The 25,780-nt window shown below is 74.1% G+C and carries 23 protein-coding genes; 15 read left to right on the top strand and 8 right to left on the bottom strand.

The annotated features are described in order from the left end of the window. Window positions 1-91: 91 nt before the first annotated feature. Both ACIGO8_RS12520 and ACIGO8_RS12515 read left to right on the top strand, forming a co-directional pair. Complete coding sequence (locus ACIGO8_RS12520; RefSeq protein WP_399728077.1) at window positions 92-853, top strand: type 1 glutamine amidotransferase; 762 nt, start codon at window positions 92-94, stop codon at window positions 851-853. Window positions 854-917: 64 nt separating this feature from the next. Then, window positions 918-1,361: an OsmC family protein gene (locus ACIGO8_RS12515; protein ID WP_399728074.1), complete on the top strand. Its 444-nt coding sequence runs from the start codon at window positions 918-920 to the stop codon at window positions 1,359-1,361. A 48-nt stretch (window positions 1,362-1,409) separates the two neighbouring features. On the opposite strand, the gene ACIGO8_RS12510 is transcribed toward ACIGO8_RS12515, so the two are convergent. After that, the gene (locus tag ACIGO8_RS12510; protein WP_399728071.1) at window positions 1,410-2,105 is read right to left on the bottom strand and encodes an RraA family protein; all 696 of its coding nucleotides are present in this window, start codon (window positions 2,103-2,105) and stop codon (window positions 1,410-1,412) included. 173 nt (window positions 2,106-2,278) lie between these two features. On the opposite strand from ACIGO8_RS12510, the gene ACIGO8_RS12505 reads away from it, so the two are divergent. After that, window positions 2,279-3,052, top strand: coding sequence for a metallophosphoesterase (locus tag ACIGO8_RS12505; protein WP_399728068.1), 774 nt, complete (start codon window positions 2,279-2,281; stop codon window positions 3,050-3,052). An 82-nt stretch (window positions 3,053-3,134) separates the two neighbouring features. Here ACIGO8_RS12505 and ACIGO8_RS12500 read toward each other — a convergent pair whose 3' ends face one another. After that, window positions 3,135-4,562 (bottom strand): carboxylesterase/lipase family protein, encoded by a 1,428-nt coding sequence (locus ACIGO8_RS12500; protein ID WP_399728065.1) that lies wholly within the window; start codon window positions 4,560-4,562, stop codon window positions 3,135-3,137. Window positions 4,563-4,674: 112 nt separating this feature from the next. Further along, on the bottom strand, window positions 4,675-5,472 hold the full coding sequence (locus ACIGO8_RS12495; RefSeq protein WP_399728062.1) for an AraC family transcriptional regulator: 798 nt from the start codon (window positions 5,470-5,472) through the stop codon (window positions 4,675-4,677). Between the two features lie 53 nt (window positions 5,473-5,525). Between ACIGO8_RS12495 and ACIGO8_RS12490 the strand changes: the two genes are divergently transcribed. Together ACIGO8_RS12490 and ACIGO8_RS12485 are read left to right on the top strand one after the other, a co-directional pair. After that, window positions 5,526-6,767 carry an MFS transporter gene (locus ACIGO8_RS12490; RefSeq protein WP_399728059.1) on the top strand — a complete coding sequence of 414 codons (1,242 nt, stop codon included), beginning with the start codon at window positions 5,526-5,528 and terminating at the stop codon, window positions 6,765-6,767. Window positions 6,768-6,899: 132 nt separating this feature from the next. After that, a complete protein-coding gene (locus tag ACIGO8_RS12485; protein ID WP_399728055.1) occupies window positions 6,900-8,057 on the top strand; it encodes a hypothetical protein in 1,158 nt (385 codons plus the stop codon). A gap of 76 nt (window positions 8,058-8,133) precedes the next feature. Here ACIGO8_RS12485 and ACIGO8_RS12480 read toward each other — a convergent pair whose 3' ends face one another. After that, window positions 8,134-9,384: an ROK family protein gene (locus ACIGO8_RS12480; RefSeq protein ID WP_399728052.1), complete on the bottom strand. Its 1,251-nt coding sequence runs from the start codon at window positions 9,382-9,384 to the stop codon at window positions 8,134-8,136. Between the two features lie 419 nt (window positions 9,385-9,803). On the opposite strand from ACIGO8_RS12480, the gene ACIGO8_RS12475 reads away from it, so the two are divergent. After that, complete coding sequence (locus tag ACIGO8_RS12475) at window positions 9,804-11,216, top strand: sulfatase-like hydrolase/transferase (protein ID WP_399728050.1); 1,413 nt, start codon at window positions 9,804-9,806, stop codon at window positions 11,214-11,216. A gap of 114 nt (window positions 11,217-11,330) precedes the next feature. On the opposite strand, the gene ACIGO8_RS12470 is transcribed toward ACIGO8_RS12475, so the two are convergent. Next, entirely contained in the window at window positions 11,331-11,702 is a 372-nt protein-coding gene (locus ACIGO8_RS12470; RefSeq protein ID WP_399728047.1) for a cupin domain-containing protein, read from the bottom strand. Between the two features lie 301 nt (window positions 11,703-12,003). On the opposite strand from ACIGO8_RS12470, the gene ACIGO8_RS12465 reads away from it, so the two are divergent. The 4 genes from ACIGO8_RS12465 to ACIGO8_RS12450 all read left to right on the top strand — a co-directional run bounded on the left by ACIGO8_RS12465 (window position 12,004) and on the right by ACIGO8_RS12450 (window position 15,202). Continuing rightward, window positions 12,004-12,384, top strand: a complete 381-nt coding sequence (locus ACIGO8_RS12465; protein WP_399728044.1) for a VOC family protein — start codon at window positions 12,004-12,006, stop codon at window positions 12,382-12,384. A gap of 268 nt (window positions 12,385-12,652) precedes the next feature. Further along, the gene (locus tag ACIGO8_RS12460; protein WP_399728041.1) at window positions 12,653-13,033 is read left to right on the top strand and encodes an SPW repeat protein; all 381 of its coding nucleotides are present in this window, start codon (window positions 12,653-12,655) and stop codon (window positions 13,031-13,033) included. Window positions 13,034-13,222: 189 nt separating this feature from the next. Further along, window positions 13,223-13,579 (top strand): DUF805 domain-containing protein, encoded by a 357-nt coding sequence (locus tag ACIGO8_RS12455; RefSeq protein WP_399728038.1) that lies wholly within the window; start codon window positions 13,223-13,225, stop codon window positions 13,577-13,579. Window positions 13,580-13,900: 321 nt separating this feature from the next. Beyond that, window positions 13,901-15,202 (top strand): ATP-binding protein, encoded by a 1,302-nt coding sequence (locus tag ACIGO8_RS12450; RefSeq protein WP_399728035.1) that lies wholly within the window; start codon window positions 13,901-13,903, stop codon window positions 15,200-15,202. Here ACIGO8_RS12450 and ACIGO8_RS12445 read toward each other — a convergent pair. Beyond that, the gene (locus tag ACIGO8_RS12445) at window positions 15,180-15,740 is read right to left on the bottom strand and encodes a GNAT family N-acetyltransferase (RefSeq protein ID WP_399728032.1); all 561 of its coding nucleotides are present in this window, start codon (window positions 15,738-15,740) and stop codon (window positions 15,180-15,182) included. The genes ACIGO8_RS12450 and ACIGO8_RS12445 overlap by 23 nt on opposite strands. Window positions 15,741-15,850: 110 nt before the next feature. Here ACIGO8_RS12445 and ACIGO8_RS12440 point away from each other — a divergent pair, with 110 nt between their 5' ends. From ACIGO8_RS12440 to ACIGO8_RS12430, 3 genes are read left to right on the top strand one after another with little or no spacing between them, the layout of a single operon-like run. After that, window positions 15,851-16,861 (top strand): SDR family NAD(P)-dependent oxidoreductase, encoded by a 1,011-nt coding sequence (locus ACIGO8_RS12440; RefSeq protein ID WP_399728029.1) that lies wholly within the window; start codon window positions 15,851-15,853, stop codon window positions 16,859-16,861. Window positions 16,862-16,890: 29 nt separating this feature from the next. Next, window positions 16,891-17,343: an SRPBCC family protein gene (locus ACIGO8_RS12435; RefSeq protein ID WP_399728026.1), complete on the top strand. Its 453-nt coding sequence runs from the start codon at window positions 16,891-16,893 to the stop codon at window positions 17,341-17,343. Beyond that, the gene (locus tag ACIGO8_RS12430) at window positions 17,330-18,910 is read left to right on the top strand and encodes a phytoene desaturase family protein (RefSeq protein WP_399728023.1); all 1,581 of its coding nucleotides are present in this window, start codon (window positions 17,330-17,332) and stop codon (window positions 18,908-18,910) included. Before ACIGO8_RS12435 ends, ACIGO8_RS12430 begins: the two co-directional genes overlap by 14 nt. Before the next feature lie 253 nt (window positions 18,911-19,163). Here the strand turns inward: ACIGO8_RS12430 and ACIGO8_RS12425 are convergent, their stop codons facing one another. Then, on the bottom strand, window positions 19,164-20,819 hold the full coding sequence (locus ACIGO8_RS12425; RefSeq protein WP_399728020.1) for a hypothetical protein: 1,656 nt from the start codon (window positions 20,817-20,819) through the stop codon (window positions 19,164-19,166). A 216-nt stretch (window positions 20,820-21,035) separates the two neighbouring features. On the opposite strand from ACIGO8_RS12425, the gene ACIGO8_RS12420 reads away from it, so the two are divergent. After that, window positions 21,036-22,502: a PP2C family protein-serine/threonine phosphatase gene (locus ACIGO8_RS12420; RefSeq protein ID WP_399728017.1), complete on the top strand. Its 1,467-nt coding sequence runs from the start codon at window positions 21,036-21,038 to the stop codon at window positions 22,500-22,502. A gap of 230 nt (window positions 22,503-22,732) precedes the next feature. Here ACIGO8_RS12420 and ACIGO8_RS12415 read toward each other — a convergent pair whose 3' ends face one another. Next, entirely contained in the window at window positions 22,733-24,223 is a 1,491-nt protein-coding gene (locus tag ACIGO8_RS12415; RefSeq protein WP_399728014.1) for a hypothetical protein, read from the bottom strand. 237 nt (window positions 24,224-24,460) lie between these two features. On the opposite strand from ACIGO8_RS12415, the gene ACIGO8_RS12410 reads away from it, so the two are divergent. Continuing rightward, complete coding sequence (locus ACIGO8_RS12410; protein WP_399728011.1) at window positions 24,461-25,591, top strand: aminoglycoside phosphotransferase family protein; 1,131 nt, start codon at window positions 24,461-24,463, stop codon at window positions 25,589-25,591. The last annotated feature ends 189 nt before the right edge of the window (window positions 25,592-25,780 follow it).

The following is a 25,780-nucleotide window of genomic DNA, read 5'->3' as shown; positions in this document are numbered from 1 at the left end:
AGGCCCCGCTGGAACGTTTTTTCAGCCACCCTCTGGTGAGGACGGACGCATCGGGGCGTTCGTCCTGCGACGAACGTGGAGGCAGCACGACGTGAACCGCACAACGGCTTTCCCGGTCCTTGTGGTCGAGCACGAGGCAGACGCCGGGCCCGGCCTGGTCGGCGAACGGCTCGACGCGGCCGGCGTCGAGCTGCGGGTGCACCGTCCCTGGCAGGGCGAGGCACTGCCGGAGTCGCTGGACGGCTGGGCCGGTCTGCTCGTCCTCGGCGGCGCGCCCCACTGCGAGGACGACACGGCCGCGCCGTGGCTGCCGCGGGTGCGGGAGCTGATACGGGAGGCCGTCGAGGCCCGGCTGCCGGTGCTCGGCATCTGTCTCGGCGGCCAGCTCCTGGCCCACGCCCTCGGCGGCCGGGTGGTGCGCCGCGCCCAGGGGCCCGAGATCGGCGCCGTACCGCTGCGACGGTTGCCCGCGGCCGACGGCGACCCGGTGCTCGGCGCCGTGTCCGACGGCATGCCGGCCGCCCAGTGGCACTGGGACGAGATCGAGCGGCTGCCGCCCGGCGCGGTGCCGCTGCTGGCCGGTGACGACTGTCCGTACCAGGCGTTCCGGGTCGGCCCGCGCGCCTGGGGCGTGCAGTTCCATCCCGAGGTGCTGGCCGGCGCGATCGCCTGCTGGGCCGCGTCCGAGGAGTCGGACGTACGGGAAGCCGGCGGCGATCCCGACCGTGCCGTCGCCTCCGTCCGGGCGGCCGAGCCGCGGCTGCGAGCGGTGTGGGGAGCGGTGGCGGAGGCGTGGGGAGCGGTCGTCCGGGACGCGCGGGTGCCCGTGCGGGACGGGGCTGCCCGGGAGTGATGGGATGGGGGCGGGGCACGCGCGTTCGCGTGCCCGTGTCCCGCAGTGAGGAGAGCACGCCGTCATGGCCGAGGACTACCGGATCGAGACCGTCCGCACCGGTTACCGCACCTGGACCGCCCGCAACGACCGGGGCGCGGAGGTACGGATCGCCGCGGCCGACGACGCGGACGCGCAGCCGTCGTTCACGCCCGTGGAGCTGCTGCTCGCGGCGATGGGCGGCTGCGGCGGGCTGGTGATCGACCGCACCGCGCGGGCCGTCGACCACGACGGGCTGCGGATCGTGGTGGAGGGCGTGGCCGGGGCCGAGGACGACGGCAGGATCGGGCGGATCAAGGTGAGTTACGAGTTCGAGCTGCCCGACAACAACCCGCGGGCGGCGGACGTGTTCGCCCGCGGGGTGCGGCTCACGCACGAGAAGTACTGCACGGTGAGCCGTACCGTCGAGCACGGCGCGGAGGTGGAGGCGGTGCTGCCGGACGGGACCGTCGGCTTCCGGGCCGGCTGACCGAGGCTCGTGCGGCCGTCCGGTGCCGGACGGCCGCGAGGGCGACGGCTATTCTTCGATGGCGCCGCCCACCTCGCGCAGGTGCCGCCGGAACGAGTACTCCGGGTCGAGGGCGCGCCGCTCCAGGTACTCGGCGAAGCGGGTCTGGTCGCGCAGGGTCTCCCCCGCCCTGATCCGCTCGGCCTGGTTCCGCTCGGTGCGGAACAAACTCTCCGCGGTGCCGAGGACCTCGTCGAGGTCGGCGCGCGCCACGAACACGACGCCGTCGTCGTCGGCGAAGACCACGTCGTCGGGGCCGACCGTGTGCTCGCCGAAGAGGGCGGTGCTCAGCGCCTCCGGCCCGCGCGGGTCGAGCCGTACGGGGCCGGGCGCGTAGCTCCCGTAGGAGAAGACCGGCAGGCCGATCGAGACGAGGTCGGGCGTGTCGCGGTGCAGGCCCCAGACGACGACGCCCGCGACACCGGCGGCCGCGGCCTCCAGGACGGCGAGGTCGCCGATGCACGCCTCGTCCCTGCGCCCCTCGTTGTCGATGACGAGCACGTCGCCAGGCGCGGCGTGCTCGGCGAAGGCCTCCAGGAAGACGTCGACGCTGCCGTAGTGCCGTACGGGGAGGGCGCGTCCGGCGAGGCGGCGGCCGGGCAGCACGGGCAGGATGCCGGCCGGCGCGGCCCGCAACGGCACCCCGAGCCGTACGCAGGCGTCGGCGACCAGCGGGGTGGAGAGCTCGGCGAAGCGCTTGGGCATGGGTGTGTCCCTTCGACCGGATGAGGCGCTCCGGATGCTATCCCGGCCGGAACGTCAGAAAAGGTCCAATCGACGGCAGTTGGCCCGGGCGGTGCCGGCGGCCCGCGGGATACGTTCCGCTCGGAGCGGAACGAACCCGCCGAGGACCGGTGCACCCCTGGAGGAGACCAGCCGTGATCGTGATCGCGCATCTCAGTGACATCCACATCGACGCCGACGCGCCGCGCAGCGAGCGGCGGGCGCGCGCGACCGTGGACTATCTGGACTCGCTCGCGTACGACTTCGACGCGGTGATCGTCACCGGCGACCTCGCCGACCACGGCACGGAGCCGGAGTACGCGTGGATCCGGGCACACGTCCTGACCTCCCGGCACCCGGTGTTCGTCTGTCCCGGCAACCACGACCGCCGCGACGCCTTCCGCCGGGTGCTGCTCGGCGCGGAGCCGCCCGCCCCGGAGGCGCCGGTGAACCAGGTGGTGCGCCGGGACGGATTCGTGCTCGCCCTGTGCGACTCCTCGGTGCCGGGCAAGGACGAGGGCTTCCTCGAGGACGAGACGCTGGCCTGGCTGGAGGAGGAGCTGGCGCGGACTCCCGAGGATCTGCCGGTCCTCGTCGCCTTCCACCACCCGCCGACCACGCTCGGCATCCCCTTCGTGGACGGCATCCGGCAGTTCGGCGCGGAGCGTCTCGCCGCACTGGCCCGCCGCCACCCCTCCCTCACCGCCTTCCTCTGCGGCCACACCCACTCCGCCACGGCCACCACCTTCGCGGACCGCCCGGTCCTGGTGGCGCCGGGCGTGGTGTCGATGTCGAAGCTGCCCTGGGAGCGGAGCGAGGACCCGTCGGACTTCGTCTTCCGGGACGAGATGGCCCCGTCGCTCGCCTTCCACCTCCTCTCGGACGACGGCCGGCTGACGACGCACTACCGGAGCGTGCCGCTGGGCTGATCAGGCCCACCACCACCCGGCCCGCCCCGCCGCCACGGCCCGGCCCGCCCTGTCACGCCCCGCCAGGCTCCGACCCCCGGGCTCAGAGCCAGATCGCGCGGACCGGCCGGAGCGGGTCCTCGGCCGTACGAGGGACGTCGTCCCAGATCTTCGTCGTACGGGTGGCGGAGGTGTACGGCGGCCAGTCGGCACCCGGGTCCTGGTCGGTGACGAACGCGACCCAGGAACGGTGCAGCGCGTCGGCGAGGGACCGCGGCGGCGTCGGGCCCGCGGCCGCCTCGACGCCTTCCGCGCCCAGCAGGTCGAAGGCGAAGGGCAGGTCGAGGCAGTGGTAGGCCTGGCCGTGGACGGGCGAGGCCCACTCGAACTGGTAGAGCCAGGTGGGCCGTCCGCGGTCGGCGCGGGCGTCGGCGACGGCGAGCGACGGGGCCCGGAAGGTGACATCGGTGAGGGCCTGGCCGAAGTGGCGGGCGGGGTCGATGTCCGCGTACGCCGTCCCGAAGGCGCCGGCCCGTTCCCCGGTCAGGCCGAGCCCGCCGAGCAGGACCGGCAGCGGCGGTGCGTCCGGGCCGGGCGCCGGGATCATGTTGAACTCGTGCGCGGTGAAGCCCAGCATCAGCGGCACTTCGGCGCCCGCGACGCCCGTCGTGAGCGCGTCCAGGACCGGCTCGGGCACGAGCTCCCCGTCGGCGAAGGGCACCAGGGACAGCATCGGCGGCAGGCCCTCGCGGTCCGGACCGGGCGCGCCGAGCCGGTCCTGGAGGTCGAGGAGTTCGTCGTCGGTCAGGTCCTGGAGCGCGGCGGCCGTGGCCGGCAGGCCCGTACGGGAGGTGAACAGGCGGGCGACGGCGCGGGCGACCTCCGGCCCGTCGGGCCGGGTGACGGCGCCGGAGACCGACAGGGCGCCGCGGAACAGGCCGCGGGCCGAGGGCACGGCGAGCAGGGTCTGGACGGCGCCGCCGCCCGCCGACTGTCCGGCGACCGTCACCTTGGCCGGGTCGCCGCCGAACCGCGCGATGTTGTCCCGCACCCACTCCAGGGCCGCGATCCAGTCCCGTACGCCACGGTTGTCGGGCGCGTCCGCCAAGTGCAGGAAGCCCTCGATGCCGAGCCGGTAGCCGAGCGAGACGAGGACGACGCCGTCACGGTTGAAGGCGGCGCCGTCGTACCAGGGGCTGGCCGCCGAGCCCGCGACGTAGCCGCCGCCGTGGATCCAGACGAGCACCGGCAGGGCGGCGTCCGGGTCGGGCTCGGGCGTGAAGACGTTGAGGTTGAGCACGCCCTCGCCCGGGATGGACGGCTCGGGAATCGTGGTGACCTCGGCGAACGGGCGTCGCTGGGCCGTCGGCCCGTAGGCGGTCGCGTCCAGCGGCTCGGTCCACGGCTCCGGAGGGACGGGCGCGGCGAACCGCAGCGGGCCGACCGGCGGCTTGGCGTAGGGAATGCCGAGGAAGCGGCAGCTTCCGTCGGCGCGGCGTTCCCCGCGGACCGGGCCGCGGGTCGTGGTCACGAGTGGGGAGTCCGGAGACATGGGGTGCCTTCCTGGCCTGGCCGGTGCTGCGTACGCCCGTAAACTTACTCGTGTAACCACGGTCAGCCAAGCCGCCTCACGTCACATCCCGTCACGGAGAGGGGCGCGAGCCCGGCGTGTGGCCGAGGGTGCGGCGGAAGACGTCGATGAACGTGCTGGCGGACGACCAGCCGCAGCGGTGCGCGACCGTGGTGACGGGCAGGCCGTCGGCCAGCAGGATCAGCGCGTGGTGGAGCCTGACCTGGGTGCGCCACTGCGGGTAGGTCAGTCCGAGATCGCCGCGGAGGTGACGCGAGAGCGTGCGCGCACTGGCTCCGATCTGCCGGCCGAGCTCGCCCAGGGAGCGGTTGTCGGCCGGGTCGGCGCGCAGGATCTCGTGCAGTTCCCGGAGCAGAGGGCTGGTGGGCGTCGGCAGGTGCAGGGGCCGCTCGGGCGAGATCGTCAGCTGGTCGAGCAGGACGGCCCGCAGGCGCAGCCGCTGCGGGCTGTCGTCCTCGGGCGTGCGGGTGTACGCGATGATCAGCTCGCGCAGCAGCGGGCTGACGGCGAGGACGGCCGGCGCCTCCACGTCGAGCGGAGCGGCGGGCGTGGCGGGCAGGCCGACCAGGTGGAGTTCGACGTCGCCGTGGGCCTGGTGCCGGTGCACGGTGCCGGCCGGGATCCAGATCGCGCGGGTCGCGGGCGCGATCCAGGAGCCGGCGTCGGTGGTGACCGCGACGACGCCCCGGCCGGCGTAGACGATCTGGTGGTCGTCGTGGCGGTGGGCGTCGATCTCGCCGCCGGCCGGGAGGTGTTGGGTGCGGGTGGGCGCGACGGGCGTGTGGCGGATGTCGAGTCGTCGCATGCCCTGGCGGACGTCTCGGCGGAGGTCCTGGCGGTTTTCCTGCATTGATTGGCACTTTAACGAAAGTGCGACAGCCCGGAGGCCCGCAGCATGAGGGCGTGCGAGCGAATGCGTCGATCTCTCTGTTGTCCGTGGGCCATGCCTGTGTCGATGTCTACCAGGGCGCGGTGGCGTCGCTGATCCCTTTCTTCGTGGCGGAGCGCGACTACGGCTACGCCGTCGCCTCCGGCCTCGTGCTGGCCGCGTCGCTGCTGTCGTCGGTGGTGCAGCCGGTGTTCGGCGTGCTCACCGACCGCTGGGCGATGCCGTGGCTGCTGCCGGCCGGCACGCTGCTGGGCGGGGCGGGCATCGCGCTGAGCGGTGTGGCCGGCTCGTACGGGCTGACGCTGGCGTTCGTCGCGGTCTCCGGGATCGGTGTGGCCGCCTACCACCCCGAGTCGGCGCGGCTCGCGAGGCTGGCGAGCCGCGGCCGTCACAGCGCGATGAGCTGGTTCTCGCTGGGCGGCACCCTCGGTTTCGCCCTGGCGCCGGTCCTGGTCTCGGCCGTGATCGGTCACGGCTCGTTGAGCCGGACGCCGCTGTTGGCCTTGCCGGCCCTGGCCGGCGCCGCGCTGTGCGTACCGGTGGTGCGGGCGCTCGGCGGGCACCGGAGCGGCGGGCACCGGAGCGGCGGCGCGCCGTGCGGGCCGTCGTCGGCCGTGGGCGAGGACCGGGCGGGGACGGACGTCGCGGGCGCCGTCGACGACGTGGGCGCGTTCACAAGGTTGGCGCTCGCCGTGGTGTTCCGTTCCGTCGTCTTCGTCGGGCTGAGCACCTTCGTCTCGCTGTACGCGCGGCAGCGCGTGCCCGGCGGTGCCCTCGCCGGGACCGTGGCGCTGTTCGTGCTCTTCCTGGGCGGGGCGGTGGGCTCGCTGCTCGGCGGCTTCCTTGCCGACCGCTACGACCGTGTGCGCGTCTCGCGCTGGTCGTATCTGCTCTCCGTGGGCGCGGTGGCCGGAGTGGTCTGCGTGCCGGGTCCGGCCCTGTTCGGTTTCGTCGCCCTTACCTCGATCGGGCTGTACGTTCCCTTCTCGCTCCAGGTCACCCTCGCCCAGGACTATCTGCCCTCCCGGGTCGGCACCGCCGCCGGTGTCACCCTCGGTCTGACCGTCAGCGTCGGCGGCGTGGTCAGCCCGGTCCTGGGCCGGCTCGCCGACGCCACCTCGCTGCGGACGGCCCTGGCGCCGCTGATCGCCATGCCCGTGCTGAGCTGGCTGCTGCTGCGCACGCTGCCCGAACCCGCCGCCTATCGCGCCCGGCCCGTCGAGCCCGCCGGGCGCGGCCCCGTACGACGCGTGTGACGGCGGTGTACGGAACGTGTCACAGGGCGCGTACCGCTCCGTTTCGGCACTTCCAACGGCGCTCCGTCGGTGGGATGTTGACGGCCCGGAGCGGTCCGCGGCGGGCCGTCGGGGAAGAACGGGGTGGACACCATGACGCAACGACAGCGGCGTACCGACGGCGGCGACAGACCCGCCGGAGAGTCCCGGAGAACCGGCGGGACCGGCGCGGCGCGGCGCCGCCGGGCGGTGGTGGCCGCCGCGGCACTGGCCGTGGCCGGGCCCCTGGCCTTCGCCGCCGCGGGCCACGCCGGTGCGGCGGGAACCACGGGCACGGCGCGCGTGACCAGCGCGGCGGACGTCACGGGCACGGGGCGCTGGAACAGCGCGGCGGACGTCACGGGCGCGGCGCGCGGGAACAGCGCGACGGACGTCACGGGCGCGGCGCGCGGGAACAGGGTGGCGGGCGCGGCCGGGGTGGCCGGGCCGGCCGGGGCCCATCCGATCGTCTTCGCCCGCTACAGCTCGGCGGCGCCCGTCGAGGACCTCTACGCGATCGCGCCCGGCGGCGGCACACCGGTCCAGCTCACGCACACCGCCGCCGTCAGCGACGTGATGCCCAGCTGGTCCCCGGACGGCAAACGGGTGGCGTTCGTCCGTTACGGCATCGATGGCGCCATCGACGGCATCTGGACGATGAAGTCCACGGGTGGCGGCCTGAAGGCCGTGCCCGGCACCGCGGGCGCCTCCGATCCGGCGTGGTCCCCGGACGGCAAGCGGCTCGCCTTCGCCAAACCGGTCGGCACCCAGCGCGAGATCTTCGTGGCCGGCGTCGACGGCGGCTCCGCCACCCGGCTCACCCACACCGCGGCGGACGACCTCCATCCGACCTGGTCCCCGGACGGCGACTACCTGGCGTTCAACCGGGCGGACGCGGCCGGGCACAGCCGGCTGATGCGGATCCGGCTGTCCACCCTGGCCCAGAAGGCGATCACCGGGTCCGGCTCCCACGACTGGACGCCCGACTGGTCGCGCCGCAACTGGATCGCCTTCAGCCGCGTGGACTCCTCCGGCGTCTCCCACCTCTACGCCGTCCGCCCCGACGGCAGCGCAGTGCACGCCATCACCTCGTCGGGCTTCAACGACAGGTCGCCGTCGTGGTCGCCGGACGGCCGGCGGCTGGTCTTCACCCGCGGCGGTGCGGACGACGCGGATCCCGAGCACCTCTATCTGGTGGGGGCCGACGGGAGCGCGCCGACCCAGCTCACGAAGACCGACTCGCACGACCTGGAGGCCGACTGGCTTCCGTAGGACGAGGGGGCGGCGCGCCGAGGCCGGTCGTCCGGCGCCGGCCGCCGCTCCTTCCGTGGCGCGGTCCGTACGGGGCTCAGGCGTCGTGCCGCGCTCCGGCCGGGCCCGCCCGGTCGCCGGTGAGACCCGCGAGGCCCTGGAGCGGGTTGCGGAACAGCGGGTTGAGCAGGACCGTACCGGCGGCGACGGGCATGGCGGCGGGTCCGGCGTGCGGGCTGACGATGCGTTCGGGGTCGTCGCAGACGTGCGAGAGGTCGACGGCGGCGCCCCGGATCTCCTCCAGGTAGCCGGGCTCCAGGAGGCTGGCGTGCTCGGTGACGACCACGAGGTCGGGGTTGAGGACGTCGAGCAGCAGCGCGACGGCGCGGCCGACGGCCCGGGCCCGCTCGCGCAGCAGCCGGTCGGCGCGCCGGTCGCCGGCGGCGGCCGCGTCCACCAGCAGGGCCGTGTCGGGTTCGGGCACGATGCCCCGGCGGTAGGCGGTCTCGCCGAGCGCGCGGTTGGCGACGGTGGCCTCCAGGCAGCCCGAACGCCCGCACGGGCAGGCGACGGTGGAGTCGGGCACGGGCAGGTGGGCCACGTCGCCGGCGGCCGAGCCGGGGCCCTGGTGCACGACGCCGGCGATGCCGAGGGCGGCGTCGACGACGTTGCCGACGAAGAGGTGGACGAGGCTGCGGCGGGCCTCGGGGCGGCCGAAGAGGATCTCCGACTGGGCGACGGCCCGGGCGTGGTTGTCGGCCCGGACGGTCAGTCCGCCGAGGCCGCGGGTGAGTTCGGCGGCGAGCGGCCGCTGGTACCAGCCCAGGGCGTCGTGGCGGACGACCCGTCCGCGGTCGGGATCGACCCAGCCGCCGAGGGCGGCGCCGACGCCGAGCAGGGGACGCGTGCCGACGTGGTCGGCGAGAAAGGCCCTCAGGTGCAGGGCGAGGGTGGCGGGCAGGGTCCGCGGGTCGAGGCCGTGGTGGCGCAGGGAGCGCCGGGCGACGACCCGGCCGCGGAGGTCGACGAGGCTGAGGGTGGAGGCGGGCGCGCCGAGGTGGACGCCGCCCACGACGGGGCCGGCGGTGGCGCCGAGGTGCAGGTCGACGGGGATCTGCGGACGGCCGGGGCCGCCGGTCTCGGCGCGTTCGGGCAGCTCCCGCAGCAGGCCGTGCCGGAGCAGGTCGGTGGCCTGACGGGAGACGGCGGCGGGGCTGAGGCCGGAGAGCCGGGCGACGGCGCTGCGGGCGACGGGTCCGTGGTCGAGGACGGTGCGCAGGACGGTGGCCGCGTTGGTCGCGCGCCGTCCGTCGCCCGCGGGTCGCGGGCCGTGGTGGATCGGGCTCATGCATGCCTCGTCTCGGATCGGAGCGTCCCGCTCCGCGTCGGTTCGTTGCGGCGGTGTGAAATCGGCGTGAAGTCAGGGACGCCGTGCGTCGCCCGCGGCCGGCACCGGCCACCGGGCCCGCGTCCGGGGGACGCCGCGGCCTCGCGGGGCCGGTCTCGGCGAGAACGTGCTGGTCGCAGGGGTGTGTGCCGGGCACCGGCGGGTGATTGTCCGAGGCCCCGTGGAGGCCGATTGAATCATCGTGGGCCGTTTCGCGGGGATCCTGTGGACAGTTGACGGCCCGTCGGGTGCGTTGCGAAGGTCCTGCCCGTCGCCGAATCGATCTTCTGCAGCTCCCCTCTGGCGCAGGCATTACTTCCTCTGCGAAATTAATTACCGCGGTCCATCGCCGCACCGCCCCGCGCCTCGAAGGGATGCGTATGCCGACCACCCGGCCCCGCGTGATCGTGGTCCTCACCGACCAGCAGCGGTGGGACACCACGGGCGCGCACGGCAATCCGGCCGGCGTCACGCCCGAGTTCGACCGGCTGGCCCGCGAGGGCACGCTGGTCGAGCAGGCGATCTCGCCCAACCCGGTGTGCGCGCCGGCGCGGGCCGCGCTGCAGACCGGCCGTTTCCCGACGGCGACCGGGGTGTTCCGCAACGGACTTCCGCTCGGAGCGGAAACAACCACGCTCGCGGCGGAGTTCGCGGCGGCGGGTTACGTGACCGGCTACATCGGCAAGTGGCATCTGGCGGGCGAGGAGCACCCCGACGGGCCGGTGCCGCCCGAGCAGCGCGGCGGCTACGAGCGCTGGCTGGCCTCGGACCGGCTGGAGTTCACCTCGGACGCGTACCGGACGGTGCTGTACGGCGAGGACGGCGAGCCGGTCCGGCTGCCCGGCTATCGTTCCGACGCCCTGATCGACGCGGCGATCCGCTTCGTCGCCGACCACCACGAGCGTCCGTTCCTGCTGTTCCTGTCGCTCCTGGAGCCGCACCACCAGAACGCCACCGACGACTACCCGGCCCCGGCCGGCTACCGGGAGCGCTTCGAGGGCGCCTGGCTGCCGCCGGACCTCGCCGCGCTGAGCCCGGGCGCGCCCCAGGGCGGCGCGCACCGCCATCTCGCGGGCTATCTGGGCCAGATCAAGCGGGTCGACGAAGGTGTGGGCCGGCTGCGCGACACGCTGCGCAGCCTCGGCATCGAGGACGACACCGTGCTGGCGTGGACCGCCGACCACGGCTCCCACTTCCGTACCCGCAACGGCGAGTACAAGCGGTCCGCCCACGAGGCGTCGGTGCGCGTGCCGTTCGTGCTCACCGGCCCCGGTTTCCGCGGCGGCGGCCGGATCCGCCAGCCGGTGTCGACGGTGGATCTGATGCCCACGCTGCTCGACGCGGCCGGGCTCGAGGTGCCGCAGGGCGTGCACGGCCGTTCACTGCGCCCGCTGGTCGGCGGCGGCACCGAACCCGACCGGCCGTTCTCGGTGTTCGTGCAGATCAGCGAGGACGTCATCGGCCGGGCGGTGCGCACGGACCGGTGGAAGTACGTGGTGACGGCGCCGAGCGGCTTCGACGCCTGGCAGGACGCGTCCGCGGACCGCTACCGGGAGACCGAGCTGTACGACCTGGCGGCGGATCCCTACGAGTTGGAGAACCTGGCCGGGCTCACCTCGCACCGGCGGGTCGCGGACGGTCTGCGCGACGCGCTCAGGACGTGGCTGCGGGAGGTGGAGGGCGCCGATCCGGTGATCGAGGCGGCCCCGCCGCGCACGCTCGGACAGCGCTCTCCCGACTCGTTCCCGGCGGACCGGGTGCCGTGGGAGGGCGTGCGCTTCGGTCACTCCTGACGCCTGACCGCTGACAGCAGCCCACTGCCGGCTGCCGGCTGCCGTCTGCCGTCTGCTGGCTGCCGGCTGCTGTCTGTCGGCTTCCGGCTGGGCACCGGCCGGGCCGGGGCCTCCTCAGGAGTCGCCCTCCTTGGCGTAGTCGCCGAAGCCGACCCAGTCGAGGGCGACACAGCGCTCGTCCCCGAGCACCCAGGCGTCGTGCCCCGGCTGGATCTCGTAGAAGTCGCCGGGCCCCAGCTCGGCGGACTCGCCGTCGTTCATGACCACGTGCATTCTGCCGCTGACCACGTAGCCGACGTGATGCGCCTGGCAGGTGTCCGTGCCCGCGAGGGGCTTCACATGCTCGGACCACTTCCAGCCCGATTCGAACACGGCGCGGCCGACCGCGCCGCTGTCAGTGGTCACCAGGTCGAGCCGGCCCTTGCCGCCCTCGAACGGGCGTGTCTCGTCAGCGGAGTCGAAGCTCCTGGTAACGATTCCGGTCATCGTCGTCCGCCTCCCGGCGGTGGAAACGTGCGGCCCCGAGTCCACTTCCAGGCTACGTGCCGGAAGGTCCAGCCACACCTGGCCGGAACACGACGTTGCCGCGGCCGGGAGCGGCGCGTTACCTTGATCATATGACTGCCGGGTCGGCCATGGGCCGTGATCGAGAGAGGCGCCCGGCCGTGGCGTGAGCGCCGCCGGAGGGTGGGCGCGGGGTCCGCCGCGGTCGTCCGTCCCGTATCCGCGTGAACGCGCGTACGGGAGGAGGAAGCGACCAGCGCACACCCCACGAAAGGACCCATCTGTGGCCGTCGAGCTCAACCACACTGTCATCCATGCCCGTGACAAGCGGGCCTCCGCCGAGTTCCTCGCCGAGGTCCTCGGCCTGGAGGTCGGTGCGCCCTTCGGACCGTTCCTGCCGGTGGACACCGGCAACGGCGTCACCCTCGACTACTACGAGGCGGCGGACGGCGACTTCACGCCCGGGCACTACGCGTTCCTCGTGCCCGACGAGGAGTTCGACGCGATGATCGGCCGGCTGGACCGGATGCGCGTCACGCACTACGCCGATCCGCAGCACACCGAGCCGGACCGGATCAACCGCCTCTTCGGTGGCCGCGGCGCCTATTTCGACGACCCGTCCGGCCACAACATGGAGATCATCACCCGCCCCTATTCGCGGTGATGCGAGGCGGCCGGGGCGGCCTCCCGCACCGCACATTTTGTTGATTCTCCGGTGGATTTGGAGATTCCCCGCACAATCAGCGGTGCATTTCTGTACAGATCCCTTATCCGGCCCGTCTACACATAAAGGCCAGATAAGCGCACAATGAAACCGCGGCCTCGTGCCGTGAAGCGCGGTCAGACGTGCAAGACGCCAGAAGGAGGCGAGTCGTATGGCCGACGTCTCTCACCGTCCCGGTGATATCAGAGGACACCCGGACGCAGGAGAAATGCGGGAGCGTTATGCCCGCATGCTCCAGACCCGTGGTGTGGCGGCGGTCGAGGAACTGGTGATCCTCGCCGGAATCTACGCCGCCGTCTCCGCATGGACGGTCCACTTCTCCGCCGCGAAGCCGGAGCTCGCCATCAGCAACCTGATCGTCGGCCTCGCTCTCGCGGGCATCGGTCTGTGCATGTCGATGGCACCGGAGAGGTCCCAGGACCTCAACTTCGTGGTGCTGCTGATGGGTGTGTGGCTGATCGTCTCCCCGTGGGTGGTCTCCCGGGACGCCGGTACCGGCGCGATCCTCAGCAATGTCATCACCGGCGCCTGTGTCTGCCTGTTCGCTCTCACCGCGGGCGGACTGCTGATGAGCAAGAGAAGGACGTAGCGGTCCGATCCTCTCGAGGAACGGCGTCGCCTCTCTCGTACGAGAGGGCGACGCCGTTCACGTGCGTCACAGCTGTTACGGGCGGACGGTCGCCGCCCGGTAACAAATCCGCCCCTGTGGTTTGGGTCACATAAGTTCGGCGTAAAGCTTCTGCACGAGACACGCCGACCCAGCCCTTGGGGGGACGAAGTGAACTGGTACCTCGATGTGCTCAAGAAGTACGCGGTATTCACCGGCCGGGCGCGGCGCCAGGAATTCTGGATGTTCACGCTCCTCAACACGATCGCCGCGATCGTCGTCGCCGTCGTCGACATGGCGATCGGCACCTACCCGCTGCTGTACGTCGTCTACCTGCTCGGCGTCCTGCTGCCGAGCCTCGGCGTCACCGTCCGCCGCCTGCACGACACGGGCCGCTCGGGCTGGTGGATCCTCATCGACCTCGTCCCGCTCGTCGGCGCCATCATCCTGATCGTCTTCCTCGCCACCGAGGGCGACGCCCAGGCGAACGCCCACGGCCCCAACCCGAAGCTGGCACCGGCGTACTGACGGTCCGCGCCGACCGCGCCGTCCGCCCCGACCACGCCGACCGTCCCGACCGCGCCGACCGTCCCGACCGCGCCGGGCATCGAGCCCGGAAGAGCCCCCGGAGGCCCTCGAAGCCGAGCCTCCGGGGGCTCTCGCACGTCCGGGCCCGCGCCCGGACTGGCGCGCCCGGGCGTGGCCCGGCCGCGCTCCGCCGCATAGAGCCACTGCGGAGCATTCGGCGTGCGCCGCTTGTGCACGGCGGCGCAGGACCCGGCCCCGCCGCCCCGCCTAGCCTCGCCGACACGAGGCGCGACAGCACCACGAACGAGGGGCGGTACACCGGTGAACTGGCTCATCCACGACTACCGCGAGAGCGATCTCGCCGCGGTCGTCCATCTGATCGACACCACGGCGGAACTCGGCCAGGAGTCGGTCTTCTCGCTCGCCGAGTGCATCGGCGCCCTGACCTCCCGCCAGCCCGCCGTCGTCGCCGTCCACCAGGGCGCGCCCATCGGCGCCGCGCTCGCCTGTGTCGCCGGTGAACGGGCCTGGGTGATGCGCATCGCGATCTCCTCGGCCTGGCGCGGCCGGGGCCTGGCCAGCGCCCTCCTGGTGGAGCTGGAACGGCGCCTGGTGGCCGCGCGGGTCGGCCGGATCGCCTACGTGCTGCCCGAGGAGGAGCTGCACGGAGAGGGCCTGCTCAACGCCGGCTACACCCGGCAGCCCGCCGTCGCCTACTTCGAGAAGGTCGAACCGCTCCACGGGCCCGCCGCGAACCTCCTGGAGGACCTCGGCGGCCGGGTCCTGCCCGCCGACCTGTGGACCAAGGTGGCCGGCATGGAACGGGAGAAGGACCTGATCGAACGGCGTGTCGTCCTGCCGCTCGCCGAACCCGAGCGCGCCGCCCGCCACGGTGTGCGCCCACCGCGCGCCATCGGCCTGTTCGGGCCGCCCGGCACCGGCAAGACCACCTTCGCCCGCGCCATCGCCTCCCGGCTCGGCTGGCCGTTCGTCGAGATCCTGCCGTCGCGGCTCGCCGACGAGGGCAATCTGGCGGCCGCGCTGCGCGCCGCCTTCGCCCGGATCGCCGAGCTGGAGCGCGTCCTGGTCTTCATCGACGAGGTCGAGGAGATCGCGCCGGTACGCGCCGAGCCGGTGCAGCCGGGCGGGATGCACGGCGTGACGAACGAACTCCTCAAGCTGATCCCCGGGTTCAGGGAACGCGACGAGCGGCTCCTGGTCTGCGCCACCAACTCCATCCGCTCCCTCGACCCGGCCTTCCTGCGACCCGGCCGCTTCGACTACCTGATCCCCATCGGTACGCCGGACAAGGCGGCGCGGGCGGCGATCTGGTCCCGCTACACCGACGCGCGCCCCGAGGTCGACGTGGACGCGCTGGTGGTGGCGAGCGACCTGTTCACCCCGGCCGACATCGAGCACGCGGCCCGCATCGCCGCCCAGAACTCCTTCGAGCGCGATCTCGTGGCGGTCGGCGCCCGGGCCGGCGACGGTACCGGTGCCGGACCCGCGCCGGGCGCGACGACCGCGGACTACCTGGACGCGATCGGACAGTGCCGGCCGACCGTGACGCCGGAGATGATCGAGCAGTTCGAGTCCGACATCACGACGCACGCCCGCTTCTGAGGCGCGTGGGACCCCGGCTGTCGGAGGACGTCCGCTCGCGCCGGTAGAGCACCTGGTGGGCGTCCCACTCCACGAAGGACGCGACGTGGGTCATGCCGACGGCCGTGAGGAGCCGGCGTGAGCGGGCGTTGGCCTCCTGCGTGACGGCGACGACCGCCGGCACCTCCCGCAGGGCCCGTTCGACCGCCGCGGCGACGGCCTCGCGCGCGTATCCCCGGCCCCAGTGCTCGGGCAGGAACTGGTACGAGACCTCCGTCTCCCCGCCGTGCCCCTCCGGCGCCACCGTGACCAGGCCGAGCACCACGCCGTCGGCCGCCCGCTCCACGGCGAGGCAGCCCGGCGCGCCCACGATCCGCCGCTGCCGGATCCGGATCACGGCCTCGGTGACCGGCCCTCCCAGGTGGCGCCGTACCTCCTCGTCGGTCCACAGCCGCGTCACGGCCGGGACGTCCCGGGTGCGTACGGGTCGCAGCACGAGACGCTCGGTGATCAGGGGCGGGGGCGGGGCGGCGGGTGCGGTCGGGACGGAGGAGGCCATACGTCGATGATGTCAGGCCCGCGGTGGAGCGCGGCAGGTCAGCGGGGGGTGTTCCCGGGCGAGTGGAAGTCGAGCGAATGAAATCGGCCCGGACCGGTCACTAGCGGGTCATGGGCAGAAGGCGAGGCAGCCGGGCGCCGGGAACCGTGGTCGTGGTCACCGGCGCCTCCAGTGGAATCGGACGGGCGGTGGTGCGGGCGTTCGGCGGGACCGGCGCCCGGGTCGTCGTGACCGCCCGCAGCACTCAGGCCCTGGACTCGGTCACCCGGGAATGCGCGCGTGCGCACCCGCGGGCCGAGGCGGTGGCCGTGACCGCCGATGTCACCGAGGCGGAGGCGATGGACCGGGTGGCGAGGACGGCGGTCGACCGCTACGGCCGCATCGACGTCTGGGTGAACGCGGCGGGTGTCGGCATCCTCGGCCGCCTCGACACGGTGCCGCCGGCCGACCTGCGCCGGCTGTGGGAGGTCAACGTCCTGGGCGCCCTGTACGGTGCCCGGGCGGCGCTGCCCGTGATGCGCCGCCAGGGCCATGGCGTGATCATCGATGTCGCCTCCGTCCTCGGCGGCGTGATCGTGGCACCGTACATGGGTGCCTACGCCGCCTCGAAGGCCGCGCTGGTCACGCTGGACGAGACGCTGCGCCAGGAGCTCGTCGCCGGCGGCGACCGCGGCATCGCCGTGTGCACGGTGCTGCCCACCGGCGTCGACACCCCGTTCTTCGAGCACGCGGCCCACCACACGGGCCGCCGACTGCGGTCGTTGCCGGCCGTCGCCACACCCGAACGCGTGGCGCGCGCCGTGCTGCGCACCGCCGCCCGCCCTCGGCGGCGCGTCGCCGTCGGTCCGGGCGCGCGGATGCTGCCGCTCGCCCATCTCCTGGCGCCCGGCCCGCTGCGGGCCGTGATCCGCTACCGCACCGAGCGCGGCTACCTCGACGCCCCGGGCACGGCGCCGGACACCACCGGCAGGCTGTACGCGCCCTCCGCGGACACGGCGGCGGTCGCCGGCGGGCGGCACGCACGCGCCCGCACGGCGGTCCGCCGGGCCGCGGCGGCCACCGCCGTGACCGCGGTCGGGGCCGGCGTCCTCGGTGCCCGCTCACGTTCCCGCTGCCCCTAGGTATCGCCAGGCACAAGGAGGCCACCACCGTGGCTCAGTGGAACCGACTCATCGAAGCCCCTCCCGACGCGGTGTGGGCGGTCCTCAGTGAGGGCCGGCTGTACTCGCGGTTCGTCGTGGGCACCCATGACTCCTGGGAGCAGGAGGGGCAGTGGCCCGCGCCGGGCGCGGAGCTCGGCTACACCATCAAGCTCGGCCCGTGGCCGTACCGCGGCCGCACGATCTCCCGGCTGTGCGAACCAGGCCGCCGCCTCGAACTGGAGGCGAGGACCGAGGTGGGCAGCGCACGCATCGCCTTCCGCCTCGAACCCTGGGGTGACGGCACGCTGGTCATCGTCGACGAGCACCCGTTGAACGGGCCCGCCGCACGCTGGCACAACTCCGCCGTCGACGCGGTCACCCGCTGGCGCCACCGCAAGATGCTGGACCGGCTGAGCCAGGTCGCCGTCTCGGAAAGGCAGCGCGCTCATGGCCGCGCCTGACGCCGTGGTCATCGGCGCCGGCCCCAACGGGCTGGTGGCGGCCAACCTGCTGGCCGACGCGGGCTGGCAGGTCGTCGTCGTGGAGGCCTGCGAGGAGCCGGGTGGCGCGGTGCGCAGCGACCGGGGCGTCCATCCGGACTACGTCCATGACACCTTCAGCGCCTTCTACCCGCTGGCCGCCGCCTCGCCCGTGATCCGTGGCCTCGGACTCGACCGGTACGGCCTGCGGTGGAGCCACGCCGCGGCCGTGGTGGCCCATCCGCTCGCCGACGGGCGCTGTCCGGTGCTCAGCCGGGACCTGCGGCGTACGGCTGCCTCGCTGGCGGAGTTCTCGGCCGGCGACGGCGCGGCCTGGGAGTACTTGTACCGCCTCTGGCGGCATGTCGGCGACGACCTGATCGGGTGCCTGTTCACGCCGTTCCCGCCGGCCCGCGCGGGTCTGCGGCTCGCCGCCCGCACGGGGCCCGAGGCGGGACTGCGGCTGCTGCGGACCATGCTGCTGCCGGCGCGGCGTTTCGGTGAGGAGCACTTCGGAGGCGAAGGCGGGCGGCTGCTGATCGCGGGAAACGCCCTGCACGCCGACCTGGCGCCCGAATCCGCCCTCGGCGGCGGGTTCGGCTGGCTGATGTGCATGCTCGGTCAGGAGCACGGCTTCCCGGTGCCCGTCGGCGGCGCGGGCCGGCTGACGGACGCCCTCGTGGCGCGGCTGCGCGCTCACGGCGGCGACGTGCGGTGCGGCCGCGCCGTCACCGGCGTCGTCGTCCGCAAGGGCCGGGCGGTCGGGGTGCGGACCGAGGACGGGACCGAGATCCCGGCGCGGCGGGCGGTCCTCGCCGACATCCCGGCGCCCGTGCTGTACGACCGCCTCGTGGACGACCGGGAACTGCCGCCCCGGCTGCGCTCCGACCTGCGCCGCTTCCAGTGGGACTTCTCCACGGTGAAGGTGGACTGGGCCCTGTCAGGACCGATCCCCTGGGAGTGCGAGGGCGCGCGTGGTGCGGGCACGGTGCACGTCGCCGAGGGCGTGGACGCCCTCACGCGCTTCGCCTCCCAACTCGCCATGCGGCAGGTGCCGCAGGAGCCGTTCACCGTCCTCGGCCAGATGACCACGGCCGATGCCGGGCGTTCACCGGCCGGGACGGAATCGGCGTGGGGCTACACGCACGTGCCGCAGCACATCCGCGCCGACGCGGGCGAAGGAGGCATCGAGGGCCGCTGGGACGAGCGGGAGAAGCAGGCGATCGCCGACCGGGTCGAGGCCGGCGTCGAACGCCTGGCACCCGGCTTCCGCGCCAGGATCCGCGCCCGGCGCGTCCTGGCGCCACCCGACCTGGAGCGGCTCAACCCCGCGCTGGTGGGCGGCGCGATCAACCAGGGCACCACCAACCTCCACCAGCAGCTCGTCTTCCGGCCGGTCCCCGGCACCGGCCGTCCCCGCACCCCGGTCCGCGGCCTCTATCTCTGCTCGGCCACCACGCATCCCGGCGGAGGCGTCCACGGCGCACCGGGCGCCAACGCGGCGCGCGCCGCGCTCAGGGCGCCTCATCTGCCTCGCCGACGCTCCTGAAGGCTGATCCAGCTTCTGCCCGCCGACGTTGAGGCGCAGTTCCTCGAGCGAGACCTCCTCGTACGGCATGCTCGACTGCCACCAGAAGCGCATCAGGTAGCGGCACTCCTGCTGGTCCCGGTCGTCGGCGAGGCGACGGTGGATCACCGTCTGGGCCCATTGCCGCTGGTCGACATCGCGAAAGCCGTCACTCAGGTCGGTCGACGTCACGGCCGGACCCTACCCACCGCGCGCGCCGCGGCCGTTGTGCGGTTCAGCCGCCCATTCTGCGCTGGAGCGCGGCGAGGGCGCCGGCGTGGCGGCCGGGTACGGCGCGGCGCAGGGCGATCAGGGCCGGGCCGAGGGCGCGGGCGCGTGCCGGGTCCTCGATCTGCTCCCACTGGTGGTGGGCCCGGTCCACCGCGCCCTCGACGTCCGGCTCGTGCGGTTCTTGACGCAGCCCGAGCCGGGCCTGCGCGGCGGCGATCCACAGCTCGCAGCTGCGGGCCGGCTCCCCGGCCAGCCGTGCCAGATCCGCCCGCACCTCCACCCAGTGCAGGGCCTCGGCGGAGCGCGGTCCGTACCGCCGCAGCGCGTCGCTCTCCCAGGCCGCGGCCATCGCGGCGGCCTCGGCGTGCCGCCCGGCCATCGCCGCGTCCAGGATCGCCGGATGCGGATCCGTCTCGCTGCCGGGCCGGGGCGGCCCGGCCGGCGGCGCCGGGGACCTCTCGGACGGTGGCTCGCCCGGGTCCGGCGCACGGCTGTGGGACGGCTGCGGCTCGACGGGCGCGTCGGTGCGCACGGGCGGGGTGCCGCCCTGGGGCGCTCCCGTTTCCGCGACCACGGCGTCGGCGGGGCCGGCGGGGCCGGCGCTCTCGGCGGGCTCCGCGGACGGGGCCGGCAGGGCCGGCTCCGCGGGGCGCTCGGCGGCCGTGCGCGCGGGCGCCGGGGCCGTCGGGGTCGGCCCGGCTGCCGCCGCGGCGACGTACGGAGCACCGGCAGAGGGCGGCGCGGTCGGGGCCGGGAGGGCGGTGGCGGGCACCCGGTCCGTCTGCGGAGCCGGCGGTGCTGGCGGAGCCGGCACGACAGCCGCCGCGAACTGCGGTGGGCCCGCCGCTTCCTGTCGGGCAGCCAGCGGAGACGGAAGGGCGGCCCCCTGAGGCGCACCGGCAGGCACCGGCGCCGGCACGGCAGCGTCCTGCGCCACACCTGGAGCCACCGGCGTCGGCACGGCGGCGTCCTGAGGCGCACTCACCGGGAGCGGGAGCGGCGGAGGTGTCGGCGCCTGGGGGACATGGGTCGGGGCCGGGGTCAGGAAGACCGCTTCGGGGTGGGTCGGGGAGGTGGTCGTCGCCGCCTCCGCGTGGAGGGCGGGGAGCGGAGGGCGGGCGCCGGTGCGCCAGAGGGTGGCGAAATGGCGGAGGTAGTCCGGGGTGGTGAGGGCGCCGCGGCGTGGGAAGGGCGTGACGCGGGCGAAGAAGGGCACCGCCGGGCCCAGGGTGAGCGCGCCCCGGTCGGCGACGAGCCGCTGCCACAGTTCGGGGTCGGCGGCGAGGTCGGCGACCACCACGGTCGTGCCGGGGCGGCGCGGGGCCAGTTCGGTGGCCAGCCAGTGCCAGGGAAGTCCGGTGTAGCGCAGGGTCGTCGGAGTGCTGCGGGCGAGCGCCAGGTGGGGCAGGTGCTGGCGGCGGTCGAGCTGGACCTGGCCGGCGAGGTAGAGCGCCAGTGGACCGGGCGCGGCCGCGGCGGCGCGGAGCCGGGTGAGGACGGTCTGCGGGTCGAGCGGGTCCGCCAGTTCGACGATCGTCGCCGTGTCCGTGCCCGCGAGCGCGCCGGCCGGCACCGCCGCGAGCGCGGGCAGGACGGACGCCGCGTCCATGGCCCGGCCGCGTCCCGCCGGTGCCGCGGCCAGCAGCACCGCCGTACCCATTGTGTTCACCTCGTCGCTCACCACAGCAGCACCGTAACCCGTGCCCGTACGGCCGCATGCCCCGCAGCCCCATGTGGGCCTTTGACATATGCCAGAAGCACCACCGTATCGAGTGTTGCCAAATCCCTTACGAGGTGTCCCGGCCTGTGCCAAAGTCGTACCCGGGCTTCACTTCCCAGACTTGGCCGCGCCACGTCGCCTGCATCGGAGTACGACATGCCGTCCCATCTGTTCGCGGACCGTCCCGCCCAGCCACCCGAGCCAGGTGCGGTGGACGCGCTCATCTCGCAGACGCGCCGGCTGCGCGGCGAGGTGGACGCGGTGCGCCGGGACGCCACCGTGGACGAGGACGACCCGCACAACCGGTGGCAGCGCGCGCTGTGCGATCTGGCCGTGCACCAACTCGACGACCTCGGCGCCCACTTGGGCCAGCTGAAGGCCGGCCTGCCGGGCCAGTTCCAGCCGGACCGCACCGCCGCCGCGCCCGGTCAGCCCCACGCCTACGTCGACTCCGGTCTCGCCGAGCAGCCCGCTCCGCGCCTCACCGGCTCGCTCCTGTCCCGGGTCGGCAGCGCCGAGTGGGACCTGCTCACGGACGACGTGCACTGGTCCGACGAGCTGTTCCAGATCTTCGGCCGCCCGAAGGAGAGCGGGCCGATGACGCTCGACGAGCTGCCCTCCATGGTCTTCGCCGAGGACCAGCCGCTGCTCCAGGCGATGGTGACGGACTGCCTGATCGACGGGAAGCCGATCGACGGCGAGTTCCGGATCGTCCGCACCGACGGCCGGGTCCGCACCGTGCACATGACGGGTGAGCCGGTCCTCGACGCCGACGGCTGCACGGCCTCCATGTGGGCCGTGCTCCGGGACGTCAGCGAGCTGCGGCGCAGTGAGCGCGCGGTCCGCGAGAGCCGGGACAGCCTCCAGCGCCACCAGCACATCGAGCACACCGAGCGCCGGGTGGCCGTCGAGCTCCAGGAGGCCGTGCTGCCGCCCTGGCGCGGCTCCCTGCGGTTCGCGCACGACGGCCCGGCTCCGCTCGACGTCGCCGGGCACTATCTTCCGGCCGCGACGACCGGTCTGATCGGCGGCGACTGGTACGACGCCCTGGCGCTCCCGGACGGCGACGCGCTGCTGACCGTCGGCGACCTGACCGGGCACGGCGTGGCCGCGACCTCCTCGATGGCGATGCTCCTCGGCGCCCTGCGCGGCATGGCGGTGGCCGGGATCCGGCCCGGTGCCCTGATGGGGCACCTGAACCAGCTCCTGGAGACCTCCGTCCAGCCCGCCCTCGGCAGCGCGATGTGCTGCCGCTACGACCCGGCCGCCCAGACGCTCACCTGGGCCCAGGCGGGCCACCCCGCCCCGCTGCTCTTCCGCGACGGAACGGGGCACGCCCTGCGCCGGCCCGAGGGCGTGCTGCTCGGAGCGACGACCGGCGCGGCCTACGAGGAGGCCGAGACGCGGCTGCTGCCCGGCGACCTGCTGCTGCTGCACACCGACGGGCTGACCCGCACCGGCGACTGCCTGGACGACAGCGGTACGGAGCGGCTGCTCGCCCTCGCCCCGCGCCTGGCCGCCGCGCGCGACGCGCAGGACTGCGTCCGGTCGGTGGTGGAGGAGTTCGGCGAAGGGCCGCGTGAGGACGACGCCTGCGTGATGGTGGTCCGGGTCGGTTCCTGACACCGTGGCGGGCGGGCCACCACGGCCGTCACCGTGGCCGACACCGCGCGGTCGTTACGCCGTGAGGTCGTTCGTCAAGACGCCGTCACGGCACGGCACAGCCATGTACCCACGGCGCCGCCGCGTACCGGCGGCCGGGCAGGCCGGCGGCCCCGTCCCCGGGCCCCGGTGCCTCCCCACCTCACAGCGGTCTCAGGTTCGCCGCGCGGACCTCACGCCTCTGGCGGCCCTCACGCCTCGGAGACTCTCGGGCGGTTCGCCGGCGCCTTCGGGAGCGCCGTCGCGATCTCCTCCCTCAGGTCCTCGATCCTGCTGTAGCCCGCGTACTGCCCGGTCAGCCGGTACATCTCGCGCAGCCGGTCCCAGGTGCGGTGCGAGGAGGTGTCGCCCATCGAGACCAGGGCGAGCCGGGCGTAGCGGTCGGCCTGTTCCGGGTCGTCGGCGATGAAGCAGGCCGAGGCGAGCGAGATGTGGTCGAAGAGCTTCGAACGGTCGTGGCCGTGGCGCCGCAGTTCCAGCGCGAGCTTGGCGTGGCGCTGCGCCGGGACCGCGGCCGCCGGGTCGTGCTCGGCGAGGGTGCGGTAGGCGAGCGCCTGCATGCCGTGCAGGTCGGCCTCGTCGAAGTTCTGCATCCAGCTCGGCTTGTCCTCGCCCCGGTCGGAGACGAAGAGGTCCTCGGCCTCCCCGAGGGTGCGGCGCATCGCCTGACCCCGGCCCATCGAGGCCTGCGCCCAGGCCTCGATGGTGTGGAACATGGCCTTGGTGCGGGGCAGCAGCCGCTCCCCGGCGCCGGAGGTGGCGAGCTTCATCAGGTCGAGCGCCTCGTCGGGCCGGCCCAGGTGCACCATCTGGCGGGCGGCGCGGGAGAGCGCCTCGCCGGCGCGTGGCCGGTCGCCGCCCTCGCGGGCGGCGTGTGCGGCGATGACGAAGTACTTCTGGGCGGTGGGTTCCAGGCCCACGTCGTGGGACATCCAGCCGGCGAGGACGGCCAGGTTGGCCGCCACGCCCCACAGCCGGCGCTGGAGGTGGTCCGGGTGGTGGTAGGCGAGCATGCCGCCCACCTCGTTCAACTGGCCCACGACCGCCTTGCGCTGGAGGCCGCCGCCACGGGAGGCGTCCCAGGCGCGGAAGACCTCGACGGAGCGTTCCAGGGCCTCGATCTCCTCCGACCCGATGGGGGCGGCCTCGTAGCGGTCGTACCCGGCGGGGTCGGCGTGGAGGGGATCGAGGGCGCCGGGGGCCGCGCCGGTGCGTGCGGGGTCGGTGTGGAGCCAGTCGTGCATGGCGTTGGTGAGTACGGAGCCGGCGGCAAGCGCGGCTCCCGCGCCCACCAGGCCGCGTCGGTTGAGCATGAGGTCCATTCCCGTGAATTCGGTGAGGACCGCTGCCGTACGCTCGGGCGCCCAGGGCAGCCCGTCAGGGTTGTCGGTGTTCCTGACGTCCCGCCGCTTGCCGGCGCGCCCGTGTCGTACGAACCCGAGGTCCTCGATGGTCACGACACGGCCGAGTCGCTCGGTGAACAGCGCTGCCAGCACCCGGGGCACGGGATCGCGCGGGGTCTCCCCCATGTCGATCCAGCGCCGCACCCGCGAGGTGTCGGTCGCCAGCTGAGGGTGGCCCATGGCCGCCGCCTGCCGGTTCACGAGTCTCGCGAGTTCGCCCTTGGACCAGCCGGCGAGGCCGAAGAGGTCCGCCAGGCGGGTGTTGGTCTGTCCGGTCACGTCTAAGCCCCCAGGTTCTCGGCTGAGTTGACAGTAGCCCCCTGTCATAGGGCTGGCGACTATTCGCCATGGTTCGCCAGGGTGCGCCCGATGTTCCGCCACCCGCGCCCGGGTGTCAGGTAGGAACGCGCCACCCCGCTCCGTCGACCGGCCCTCATTTTCCCCAGGGTGCGGGCCGTTCCGGCGGGCGGGGCGACGCACGCAACTCGTCGGCGCACGAAGGGATCTGTCACCTCCATGTACACAGCATCGTCCTCCGTGACCGCCCCGCCCCGGCCGCTGCACCGCACCGTTCCGGCCGGTTCCGGACCGTACCTCGCCCCCGCTCCGACGCAGGGAGCGGCGCGGCCGAGGCGCTGGGCGGGGAGCACCGTCCAGCCGCCCAGCGGGAGGATCGACCTGTCCGGTCCCCAGGGCGCGCAGCTGCGCATGGCCATCGCGTCCGTCCACCGGATCTGCCCGGAGTTCAATCCGGTGCAGGTGCTGCGGCGCAGCGGCCGGTCGGTCCTGATCGTGGGGACGACCGGACGCATGACCGCGGTCGCGAAGTGTTTACTGGACCACTCCCCCGCGTGGGTCGAGCGGTTCCGGCACGAAATAGCGTCCTACCGTTCGTTCGTCCGGCACCGTCCTCCGGTGCGCGCGCCGCGGCTGATCGCCGCGGATCCGGAGAACTGCACGCTGGTCATCGAGCGGATGCCGGGGCGGGCGGCGGCGCTGACCCGTCACCCCGTCGAGGCCCCGCCCCGGGCGGACGTGCGGGCCGCGCTCGGCGCCGTCGCCCGGCTGAACGCCTGGCGGCCGCCGGCCGGGACGTTCGACGCCCCGCTCGACTACGGGGCGCGGATCGCCCGCTATCACGAGCTCGGGCTGTTCACCGACCGGGACCGGGACGACCTGCAGAAGCTGATGCACGGGCTCGCGCACGCGGGCGGCCGGCAGGGCATGGGGCAGTTCTGTCACGGTGACGCGCTGCTCTCCAACATGCTGCTGTCGCCAGCCGGTCCGGTGCTCGTCGACTGGGAGCACGCGGGCTGGTATCTGCCCGGGTACGACCTGGCGACGCTGTGGGCGGTGCTCGGCGACGCGCCGCTGGCCCGGCGTCAGATCAGTTCGCTGGCGCAGCAGGCGGGTCCGGCCTCGCGGGACGCGTTCCTGGTGAACCTGATGATCGTGCTGACCCGGGAGATCCGGACGTACGAGACGGCGGTGCAGCGCACGATCAAGGAGGCTCAGCCGGCCGGTTCGGTGCCGGTGCCCGCCGGTGCGGTCTCGCCGGGCGAGGAACAGCGGTTGCTGCTGCGGCGGCTGCACGACGACTGCGCCATGGCACGGCGGGCCGTGCGCGCGGCGGTCGGGACGCGCTGAGCGCGGGTCCGACACGGATACGGGGGTGGCGCGCCGCGCGCCCGGTGCCGACACACCGGGACGCGGCGCTTCCGCGTTTCCTGCGGAAGGCGGGGTGTGGCGGACGGCCGTACGTCGTCCGGTGCGGCGGCCTCAATGGTCCACACCACTGACGCGCCGCAGGCGGGCGGGCCCCTCGCGCGAAACCCT

It is taken from the genome of Streptomyces sp. NPDC053493, assembly GCF_044544825.1.
Taxonomy (GTDB): Bacteria; Actinomycetota; Actinomycetes; order Streptomycetales; family Streptomycetaceae; genus Streptomyces.
The sequence above is the reverse complement of the archived record's forward strand: the minus strand, read 5'-3'. Positions and strand labels throughout refer to the sequence as shown.

What these genes read in the sequence shown, in the direction of transcription:
- ACIGO8_RS12445 (WP_399728032.1), bottom strand. Translation starts at nt 15,740, where the DNA reads ATGGCCTCCTCCGTCCCGACCGCACCCGCCGCCCCGCCCCCGCCCCTG.
- ACIGO8_RS12485 (WP_399728055.1), top strand. Translation starts at nt 6,900, where the DNA reads ATGACGCAACGACAGCGGCGTACCGACGGCGGCGACAGACCCGCCGGA.
- ACIGO8_RS12470 (WP_399728047.1), bottom strand. Translation starts at nt 11,702, where the DNA reads ATGACCGGAATCGTTACCAGGAGCTTCGACTCCGCTGACGAGACACGC.
- ACIGO8_RS12480 (WP_399728052.1), bottom strand. Translation starts at nt 9,384, where the DNA reads ATGAGCCCGATCCACCACGGCCCGCGACCCGCGGGCGACGGACGGCGC.
- ACIGO8_RS12410 (WP_399728011.1), top strand. Translation starts at nt 24,461, where the DNA reads ATGTACACAGCATCGTCCTCCGTGACCGCCCCGCCCCGGCCGCTGCAC.
- ACIGO8_RS12475 (WP_399728050.1), top strand. Translation starts at nt 9,804, where the DNA reads ATGCCGACCACCCGGCCCCGCGTGATCGTGGTCCTCACCGACCAGCAG.
- ACIGO8_RS12425 (WP_399728020.1), bottom strand. Translation starts at nt 20,819, where the DNA reads ATGGGTACGGCGGTGCTGCTGGCCGCGGCACCGGCGGGACGCGGCCGG.
- ACIGO8_RS12430 (WP_399728023.1), top strand. Translation starts at nt 17,330, where the DNA reads ATGGCCGCGCCTGACGCCGTGGTCATCGGCGCCGGCCCCAACGGGCTG.
- ACIGO8_RS12460 (WP_399728041.1), top strand. Translation starts at nt 12,653, where the DNA reads ATGCGGGAGCGTTATGCCCGCATGCTCCAGACCCGTGGTGTGGCGGCG.
- ACIGO8_RS12420 (WP_399728017.1), top strand. Translation starts at nt 21,036, where the DNA reads ATGCCGTCCCATCTGTTCGCGGACCGTCCCGCCCAGCCACCCGAGCCA.
- ACIGO8_RS12510 (WP_399728071.1), bottom strand. Translation starts at nt 2,105, where the DNA reads ATGCCCAAGCGCTTCGCCGAGCTCTCCACCCCGCTGGTCGCCGACGCC.
- ACIGO8_RS12495 (WP_399728062.1), bottom strand. Translation starts at nt 5,472, where the DNA reads ATGCAGGAAAACCGCCAGGACCTCCGCCGAGACGTCCGCCAGGGCATG.
- ACIGO8_RS12440 (WP_399728029.1), top strand. Translation starts at nt 15,851, where the DNA reads ATGGGCAGAAGGCGAGGCAGCCGGGCGCCGGGAACCGTGGTCGTGGTC.
- ACIGO8_RS12515 (WP_399728074.1), top strand. Translation starts at nt 918, where the DNA reads ATGGCCGAGGACTACCGGATCGAGACCGTCCGCACCGGTTACCGCACC.